Raw genomic sequence first — 6,891 nt, 5'->3', positions numbered from 1 at the left:
TTTCTGACGCGTGAGGCATTGACGACGATTTGTGAGACCACGCTTCGCAGCGTCTCGGCTTTCGAGCGAAACGAAGCCCTTGAAAACGAGATCCGGGCCGGCTGAGCGCCAATCGTGAGATTCGTTCAGCGTCAGGCGCCACATTTGCATCCGAAGCATGCGAAGCTCAGCGAGGAGTGCCGGCGGCAGATGATTCATTCAGTTGTACGACTGACCGCAGATGAGAACGCCGTCAAGGGGCAACTCTGTCGTCTATCACACGCTTTGCTGCGTTAAATCCTGCCGTCAAGGCGTCGTCCCCCGTGCTGAAGACGCGGTTTCCTTCTGTGACGAGCGCAATCGGTAGGCCTACTGGTCTTCTCGGGTCCGCGGTGCAGATACTCACCACTGCTATGTACCCCACCGGGGGTCCAAATGTGAATTCGCTTGACAGAGCCCGCACAGACTCAAGCTTCACGGTGATCTCAAAGCCTTTGTACGAGTACATTTTTTCCATTGATTCACTCCCAGCCTAGCAGACCGCGAGCCGGTCGCATTGCTACCGGCCTAATGACAGCGTCGCCTTGTCGGCCGTAATAGCCGGATTCCATGACGTACAGACAATCGCCGCCGCTTTTGATCAGCCCGTAGCTCTCGACGAAGTCGCTATCGAGCAGCCTTATACGGGATCAAGCGAATCGATATCGCCGCCGTCAACCTCGGTGACGGCTTGCGTAGAGATTGATCAGATATGCGTTCATCGGTCGCGCGCCCTCGGTTCGTCAGGTTAAACAGGAACGCAAGGCATACATTCGGGTCGTTCCTCCGGGCGGTAATGCGAGGAGGGATCATCATCGCCGCGACAATTACAGTGGCCCGCTCGAAGACAAAGTAACACAACAACATGCCGTGCAGCGTTGGCGCTTTTTGCGGCCGGTACCCAAGGTACGAATCTCGGCGGCTCGCGATTCGCGCGATTCAATTGAATGTGTGCTCCCGCACAGATCGGCCGCCATAACCATGGGCGCCTGCAGGCGAGTGACGGCGCGTACAACTCAACTGCTTCGGTTTGCACTGAACGGCATTACCGGCCAAGCGCCGGCTTTTTTTGTCTGGCATACGAGAAAATCGTAGCGGCGAGCCATCGATCTCGAATGGCTTGCTGCATTGCCTGATTTGGCGCCCGCAATTGCCAGCGAAGCCGACCCCCTCAGTGATAGTTTTCGCCGAGGATGCGCAACTTTTCGTCAATATCGGGAAGGGTATGACCAGCCGCGCGGACTTCTGCCACCAGCCTGTGTGCATACGAGCGGCAGTTTTCGAGCGTGCTGTGCAGTTGTGACTCAGCCTGCAGTGCGGCAACCGCTCTTTCAATTTCTGTCGGCGTGTCGCTCAAGAGTGCTGCGACGACTTCTTGCGGCGGTATCGGCGAGGCGTGACTGCGTAGCTGGCGCATCCAGTCGGTTGCATATAGTGCAGCACGGCGTTCCCGCTGAACGGTCTCGGCCTCCTCGAGCGTGGCAAGCTGGTGGGCATTATTGTGAAGCGCAGAGCGCCAAATTTCCATGACCTTGTCGCGCAGTTCGGCAATTGCACCTCCGAGCGACTCGTTTTCGCCCCCCGCCATCAGACGATACTCTTCTAGCTTATCCAGCCGCTCCCTCAGGCCATTGAGAAGGGGGTGCCAGTCAACGGGCAACTCTGTGAGTCCGTAAAACTCCCGGGCGAGCTCAGCGAGCTCCACGCGAATGTCGGCGAGCGCTTGATAATCCGCGACACGCGCTTCATAGACGTCGCTTGAGGTGACAACCTGGCGATGCAAGGGAAACAGGGGATTGTTATAGCGGCGCTGCAGATGCCGCTCCATGGCGCCAGGCGACGCGCTCCATTTCCACCGAGGCAGGGCGCGGGCGTCAAAGCCTTCGATAGCCTGTACCATCGGTTTGAAAAGCGGCAGCGCCTGCTCAGTGGCACTGCGAAGGCAACTCGCGAGCTTGATGTCGTTGCCCTCAAAATCCACACTCGAGCGACCATAGTAAGGCGAGTCAGGGGCCTGAAGCAGGAAGCCTGTTGCCAGAAAAAACTCCATGGGCAGCTCCACAGCCTGGCCACTTTGCACAAAGCTGCGTTGTTCAATCGGTGTCGCGTCGAATGACTGGATCAACCGGTTCTCAAGTTCTATCAGATTGTCGAGAACGTCCCCCGTTGAAGGTTGGACCTCGTCCGCGAGCAGGCAAAACGTGTCGCGAGCCATTCTCGCGGCGACCACCCCGTGCTTTTCTGCAAAGACCCAGAACCAGAGGGCGAGTTGATAGCCTTTGGTCGCACTCTGTGCAGGGTTCTCAACGTTGGGCGCGAACACGACGCCCGGTGCGTTCCAGCTCGAAAAAGGCGGCGTGTCTGCTCGCATCAGCATGCCAAGCAGACGCCGCAACGCCTCATAGGTGTCGGTTGGCCATTCGGACGTGCCGGGAGCAGGGGTGCTCGCTTTGTTCCAGAACTTCCAGTCCACGATTTCCTCCGACGGAGCAAATACACGTTTTTCCAGGGCGCGGCTAACGCGCACATATGCGAACTTCTGAGGTCCCGCCAATCATGGCGTTTTGCGTACTATGAGGCAAGGGCTGCCCGACCAACTAGACCTCGGCGTCCGGAGACGCGCCGGTGCGACGCGGGCGCTGAGCTGGAGACGGGGCTCGAGTCCAGGGAAAGCCGAAAACGCAGGGGCTGAAGGCTCCGCGATCCTTGCGAACGCCTGTCGGCACGGAAGGAGAAACGCCAAAGTGGCGCGCCCTCCGCAGCTATCAAGGAACCGTAGAGTGTCAGCTCACCGCGCTTCCCTGGCCGCAACGCTTGACGCTCTTGCGGACCACGGGATTGGCTGAGCTTCTTGCCTTGCTAGCGGCCTATTGTGGCGGCGGATGGCCATGATCGTCTTCGCCACCGCGATGCCCGGGCGTAGCCTGCTCGTGAGTCACACCGGATCCAGCTGGATGGCCGTAGTTGCCTTGCGGCGCCCCGGGCGGCCTGCCTGCGTAGCCTTCATTGCCGCGTGGCGGCGCTGGAGGATGCCCGGCATACGGCTGCGGCGGCGGATGCCCGTAACCAGGACCCGGGCCCGGACGAGGCGGCGCATGATTGATCCATCGCCCCTGATCGTGATACCACGGTTGTCCGCGATAATAGCTGCCCCAGTAAGGGCCCACGGAAAACGTGACGATCGGTAGGCCGATGGCCGCGCCATAAGTCAGGATGGGCACATTGGCCCCCTGATACGGATAGCTGAGTGTGGAAGCGTCAATCCAGCCACGCAGGTTCGGTACGGCTACATCGCACCAGGAATAGCCGGCCACGCAACCGTACACCGTTACTTGAAGTCCCTGCGGCAGCTGCGACACAACCGGATAATCCGGTGCGGGCCCCGCAAACACATAGACAGGCGAGTTGGTGAACGCAGTTTGCTGCGCGGACGCACCGCCCGATAGGCAAAGCAAGCCCCCCACGCCCACGCAGATAGCCAAAGATTTTTTCATCTCCTCCCCTGAAGAACCCGTTGTTATCTTCGTGATCTTCGACCCGATCTATTCATTCGATGTTGACGGGCTGATCGCAGCAATCCCCGGGCCTGACAAGATCAATCAACCGCGGAGCGCCACCGTAACCACAACGAGAGCCGAGAAGATCAGCGCCGGGGCGAGATGCTGGAATGGCTCCCGATTTCGTAGCAATGTGAAGAGCGCGCCAATCATGATCGCACCGGCCAGCGTTAGGCCTAAAACTCTGGTCTGTTGTCCAAGAAGAAGTGCTGCACTGAGCCACTCGAGAGCGCCACAGAGCAATCGAAACCATGCCGGATAACCCCAGCGTGCGAAGTCGCGCTTCACTGCGCCGCGTCCTGCGAGATTGACCACCCCAGCAACCGCGAACAGAACCGCTACGATCGTCGCGAGAATCGATTCGAAAGATGCAGTGTTTAGCGCCACCGTCATGCTCCGCTGCTTGGCTGATAGTGCTTCTGCACAGAGAGGTCCGCGATCAGGCCGGGGCCGTGGGGTTCCCACGCAAGAACTTCCCGGGCATGCTGGCCGCTTACCGTCTGGTCGAGCGCCAGTGCGTCAGCGAACAGTCCAAGCGATTTGCGAGCATCGTCGAGCGGCCAGGGTTCGACGCGATCGGCGCCGACCGAGGCCCGAATCGCTTCACCCATTTCGGCAACGGCAACGGCATCTTCCGCGACCACGTTGAAGATCTGTCCCGCGACTCGACCGTCCCCACTTGCCGCCCGCTCCACCGCGCTCAGGTAGGCCGTGGCGAGATCGTCGACGTGAACGGCAGCCCAGTGGTTGCCACCATCGCCGACGACCCTCACACTGCCGGTCTGACGGACCATGCCGGCAAGCATGCCGAAGATGCCGCCGCCGTAGCCGTGCACCATCGCCGGCCTGAGGATCACCGCGGCAATCGAGCGGCGTGCTGCCAGCGCCAGCACGTGTTGCTCCACTGCGGGACGCCAGGCGACAAGTGGTGTCGGGTTCAGCGCCGATGCTTCAGTCGCGGGCTCGCCCTCCGTATTGCCGTAGACCCAAATGCCCGACGTATAGACAAACGCCGCGCCCGGACGCAAATGCGAAAGCATCGCTAGAGCCGCGGCCTCGTCAGCAGCAGCGGCGGAAGCATCGTTGGTCGACGCCATGTGCACCACGCCATCAGCGGCACCGGCAGTCGCAGCGAAAGACTGTGGCTCACGCAAGTCGCCGCCGTGCAGTTTCACGCCGAGACTTGCCAGCGCGCTCGCGGCCGCCGACTTGTCGTCGCGCACCAGCGCCGTCACCTGATGGCCTAGGCTGATTGCCTTGCGCGCGACCGCTTGCCCGATGTAGCCCGTACCACCCGTAATGAATAGTTCCATCGCGTTCTCCTCGATGATTGCCTGCGAAGTTGATAAGTCAGACCAACGAGACTAATCGGTCTCGTTCTGACAAATCTAAACGAGACTGAGTAGTCTTGTCAACTACTCGACGATCTGTTATTTATCTGGCATGAACACGTCCCCTCTCCCCGACCTGAGCCCGATGCAACGCCGTAAGCGGTCCGCGATCCTCGACGGCGCGAAAACCGTTTTTTTAAGCCAGGGTTTCGGCCTGGCAACGATGGACGATGTCGCCGCGGCCGCTGGCGTCGGCAAACAGACGGTCTACCGCCACTTCAAGTCGAAGGAGGCACTTTTCGTTGGTCTGGTCAGCGACATGTGCGCTCAGGTGGGCGCGCTGCTTGCCAGCGCTCAGGGCGAGCAAACCGATGGCGCACCCGAAGTCGAGTTGCGCGAGTTGGGCTGGTTGCTGGCACGAAGCCTTATTACGCTGGATAATCTGCGGCTTTACCGCGCCATCGTTGCTGAGGCCGAGCGTCTCCCGGAACTAGGCCAAGTGTTTTACGAAAATGGTGCAACGGTCGTGCGTGCCTTCGCCGCAAAAATTCTGCGAAAGCGATTTGACAAATCGACTGCGGCATCGCGCGCAGCGACATTCGTTCAGTTGGTGCTTGGCGACGCGTATCTGGAACTGTCAATTGGCTACACGGTGCCCAATGTCGAGGCGCGCTTTGCGCTGCAGATTGACGAGGCGGTAGCGGCTGCACTTCGCTAAGGAGCGCGGCATATGTCGAGCCGCTGCATGCGGAACGCAACAGCATGTAGCGCGGGAAGCAAGACACCGCGGGTCCGATTCAGAACGCAGTCGCGCGCCGGTTTCCGTACGATCCAGGCGTGTTTCTAAAATTGTGAGTGTCCATTTGTGGCCGGTCACTGCCTGCCGTCGATCGACGGCACACGACCCTGAGGAGCCGGCCAACTTCCCTGATAGCGGTCATTCCACAGTGCTCAACTGTAGACGGCGATCGCCAATTCACTTGCTTCGGGCGCCTTACACCAAGCGCGAGCCCGGTGCTCAAGTGCCGGGGGAGTTCATGCAGCCGCACGTGCTCCCGGAGAAGTCGGTTACTTGGGCGGCGGCAGCGAAGGATCGAGCTTCGCCGAATCCCTGACGAGCTGATCCGTCATCGCGGCCGCGACCGGATTCGAGCCCGCGTGTGGCTTGGCGCTACGTGGGTCCATGGCGGCGCGAGCGGCCGACATATCCGGCGGAGGCAACGATGGATCGAGCTTCGCCGATTCCCTAACCAGTTCGTCCGTTTCCGGTGTCGCGCCTCGAGTCGTTATCGCGCGACGGTCCAGACCGTCTCGTCCACGCAGGGCGCGTTGCGCCGGAACCACCTTCGGCGCACTCGAGTCCTGCAGGTTCACCGACGCGACTGCCGTCGACGGCGCCTGCTTCGGTTGTGCCTCCGGTTTCCGTTGCTCATTGACTTGTGTGGCGGCCGGACTGGATGCGGGCCCGGCCGCCACGGGTGCAGGTGCTGCTGCCAGAACCGGAGCGGTAACCACCGGCTCCTGCGCGATGGCAGTGCTTTGCGTGATTGCGCCGGACGGCTTCGACGGGCTGATGCTGCCTTGCGTCACGTGATCGCCGACGCGCGAATCGACGACGGGAGGGCGTGCGGATTCATCCATGGCGGCGGTGACTTCTGCCACTGAGCGGCGGTCCTCCAGAAGGAGCGTCAAGTACGTGGTCCCTGCTGCTCCGAGCAGGATCCCTCCAATAATCATCAAAATCTTTCGGGTATTCATCATACTTACTGACAGGTCGTGCAAACGGCGTGAACCAACCATGATAGAACGACTAATTTATAGCTCCAACTAACTTGCTCGCAGAGGATGGTCGCCAATCTGGGGCCGGCGGCTCACAACCTTTACGTCAGGCATTGTGTCAGTGTGCCGTCGAATCCAACTGCATTCGCATGAGCCGCCATGCACTGATATCATTGTTCGTACTGCATTGCCTCACTGAAAGTGGG

Annotated in this window: 6 protein-coding genes and 1 pseudogene; 2 read left to right on the top strand and 5 right to left on the bottom strand. The window is 60.4% G+C overall.

The window, feature by feature from the left end; translation table 11 throughout:
* Positions 1–105 (top strand): annotated as a pseudogene (locus tag WCA53_RS32650) (2-hydroxyacid dehydrogenase); the annotation flags it as partial.
* 1,084 nt (positions 106–1,189) lie between these two features.
* Here the strand turns inward: WCA53_RS32650 and WCA53_RS32645 are convergent.
* The 4 genes from WCA53_RS32645 to WCA53_RS32630 all read right to left on the bottom strand — a co-directional run bounded on the left by WCA53_RS32645 (position 1,190) and on the right by WCA53_RS32630 (position 4,888).
* The gene (locus WCA53_RS32645; RefSeq protein WP_423921659.1) at positions 1,190–2,491 is read right to left on the bottom strand and encodes a tryptophan leader peptide; all 1,302 of its coding nucleotides are present in this window, start codon (positions 2,489–2,491) and stop codon (positions 1,190–1,192) included.
* A gap of 394 nt (positions 2,492–2,885) precedes the next feature.
* Positions 2,886–3,512, bottom strand: a complete 627-nt coding sequence (locus WCA53_RS32640) for an SH3 domain-containing protein (RefSeq protein WP_423921656.1) — start codon at positions 3,510–3,512, stop codon at positions 2,886–2,888.
* Between the two features lie 105 nt (positions 3,513–3,617).
* Positions 3,618–3,968, bottom strand: coding sequence for a DoxX family protein (locus WCA53_RS32635; RefSeq protein ID WP_423921653.1), 351 nt, complete (start codon positions 3,966–3,968; stop codon positions 3,618–3,620).
* Complete coding sequence (locus tag WCA53_RS32630; RefSeq protein WP_423921650.1) at positions 3,965–4,888, bottom strand: NAD-dependent epimerase/dehydratase family protein; 924 nt, start codon at positions 4,886–4,888, stop codon at positions 3,965–3,967. The genes WCA53_RS32635 and WCA53_RS32630 overlap by 4 nt, the downstream gene beginning before the upstream one ends.
* 130 nt (positions 4,889–5,018) lie before the next feature.
* On the opposite strand from WCA53_RS32630, the gene WCA53_RS32625 reads away from it, so the two are divergent.
* A complete protein-coding gene (locus WCA53_RS32625; RefSeq protein ID WP_423921645.1) occupies positions 5,019–5,624 on the top strand; it encodes a TetR/AcrR family transcriptional regulator in 606 nt (201 codons plus the stop codon).
* A 350-nt stretch (positions 5,625–5,974) separates the two neighbouring features.
* Here the strand turns inward: WCA53_RS32625 and WCA53_RS32620 are convergent, their stop codons facing one another.
* A complete protein-coding gene (locus WCA53_RS32620) occupies positions 5,975–6,643 on the bottom strand; it encodes a hypothetical protein (protein WP_423921640.1) in 669 nt (222 codons plus the stop codon).
* Positions 6,644–6,891 lie beyond the last annotated feature (248 nt).

The organism is Caballeronia sp. (assembly GCF_049581465.1).
Taxonomy (GTDB): Bacteria; Pseudomonadota; Gammaproteobacteria; order Burkholderiales; family Burkholderiaceae; genus Caballeronia.
Note: the sequence above shows the minus strand (reverse complement) of the source record. Positions and strands in the feature narration are given on the sequence as shown.

Coding starts and splice junctions, on each gene's coding strand:
- WCA53_RS32630 (WP_423921650.1), bottom strand. CDS start 4,888: ATGGAACTATTCATTACGGGTGGTACGGGCTACATCGGGCAAGCGGTC.
- WCA53_RS32635 (WP_423921653.1), bottom strand. CDS start 3,968: ATGACGGTGGCGCTAAACACTGCATCTTTCGAATCGATTCTCGCGACG.
- WCA53_RS32640 (WP_423921656.1), bottom strand. CDS start 3,512: ATGAAAAAATCTTTGGCTATCTGCGTGGGCGTGGGGGGCTTGCTTTGC.
- WCA53_RS32625 (WP_423921645.1), top strand. CDS start 5,019: ATGAACACGTCCCCTCTCCCCGACCTGAGCCCGATGCAACGCCGTAAG.
- WCA53_RS32620 (WP_423921640.1), bottom strand. CDS start 6,643: ATGATTATTGGAGGGATCCTGCTCGGAGCAGCAGGGACCACGTACTTG.